Consider the following 1782-nt stretch of genomic DNA (forward strand, 5'->3'; position numbering starts at 1 on the left):
CCCATTACTTCCCTCGGTATTAAGGAATTTTCTCACGTATGCTCGCTCATTCGCAGGATTACGCCCTCTTGAAAAACGGAATACAAAGGTTTATTTGGGTTGGCAGAACCTCTGACAGCCATGAAGGCATGCAGAAATAGAGGATGAGACCTAAATTTCCTCATAATTCCATTTGCTGCACACATTCTCCACAACGCCCTCAGAGGTTTACCCTCCCAAGTCTCAACGGGTCTAAGCCCTTACCTTCCTTCGTAACACCTTGCCAAGGGGTGGAGGCCGATCAAGTTCAACGTACGGGTCAGCGCCCTTAAGTAACGGGAAATCGGTACTCCGTGCTTTCTTTGTAATCCTGCGAATGGGCCAATCTACGTAATACGTATCTTTCTTAAGCTGCTCTGTCTTGAAATACGGCTTTTTCTGGGGAAAAAGATTCTCCCCGTTGAACTATACCAACAATAATCCGTGCTAACTTCCCAATCAACTTAAACACCGAGCGGTACTTCTTCATATGTCTTACTTGTACGTTATACTCATGCCATTTCCGAAACACAGGATTGCTGCCAATCAAATTTAGGGTCGCCAAATACATATATTTTCGTAATGAGGCATCCCCTCGCTTTGAAAGCACAACCTGCCCTTTTCGTTTTCCCGACATACTTTCAGCCAGGTTGAGACCGGCTCTCCTCAGTAGCTGCCGGCCATGCGAATACAAAGTTAAATCACCTGCACCGGATAGAATTGCCGCGACAAATATAGGCCCAAGACCATGAATAGAACGAAGTTGTTGCGCAGCGGGGATCTGCTGTAGCAGCGTTAAGACGTCTTGTTCGATCTTCTCCAGGATCTCAACGATTCGACAATACTCATCTAACAACCTGCGGAGGTCCTGTTTAGCTTCGTGAACAGCGGATGTTTCCCCAATACTTCTAGCTCCGTAAAAGATAAGTTGCCCAGCCTTCTCTAGCCCTGAAGTTCCACCTGCCCGTTTCATGTGTTTTCTCCAACCATTAATGACTTCTGCTGCTGTCATGCCTTGTAGGTCCACAGGGACGGGAAATTCGTACAGCGACGCCATGGATCGCTTACAGGTCCAATCCGAAAACACCGAAGAATATTCAGGAAATCGGATATCTAACCAGCGAGAGATTCTATTCTTAAGCCGGGTACAATTTGACACCCAAAACTCTCGATCACTCATTATAGTCCGCAATCTCTGGAAGAAATGCGCCTGCTTGGTGTACTCCGAGTAGTATCCTCGACTGACAACATCTGCGATCACAAGAGCATCTTTCGGATCACTTTTGGATGGGCTATTATCTCGGTTTTCCTTATTCCGTTTAGTCGTGATGGGGTTCACTAGAACAACACTAAACCTTTGTTCAAGCAACCAATTAGCTAGATTAAACCAATAGTGCCCGGTTGGTTCCATACCGATTATGATGTTGTTTAAATGTTGTTTCTGTTGCAGCTCGTCTATCCATCTCCTTAATTTTTCGAACCCATCCTTGCTATTAGAAAACGCCAGATGTCGTGCTGAGAGAACAATTCCTCGGAAATTCGTAGCTTGGGCAACATGTGTTTCCTTGGCCATGTCGATGCCTACTACCAAGTGTGTTGTAGTAATTCTTTCTATCCGTTGATTTAGTCCGTCTGATTGTTTAAACTTCATAATAAGAGCGCCTCCTTGATGGTGTTGGGTTTCGAACCCGTGGACAAACCCATCATACCGAGGCGCTCCTTTTTTGGCAAAGGCTATTTCTTAGCCCTAACAGGAAGGTTCAA

General features: G+C 45.6%; 1 protein-coding gene. It reads right to left on the minus strand.

The window, feature by feature from the left end; translation table 11 throughout:
- Positions 1-385 precede the first annotated feature (385 nt).
- A complete protein-coding gene (locus tag ACI5FR_RS33785) occupies positions 386-1669 on the minus strand; it encodes an IS110 family RNA-guided transposase (RefSeq protein ID WP_405462760.1) in 1284 nt (427 codons plus the stop codon).
- Positions 1670-1782: the final 113 nt, after the last annotated feature.

Origin of the sequence: Paenibacillus sp. HJGM_3 (genome assembly GCF_045062745.1) — a bacterium.
GTDB lineage: Bacteria > Bacillota > Bacilli > Paenibacillales > NBRC-103111 > Paenibacillus_AA.

What these genes read in the sequence shown, in the direction of transcription:
- ACI5FR_RS33785 (WP_405462760.1), bottom strand. Translation starts at nt 1,669, where the DNA reads ATGAAGTTTAAACAATCAGACGGACTAAATCAACGGATAGAAAGAATT.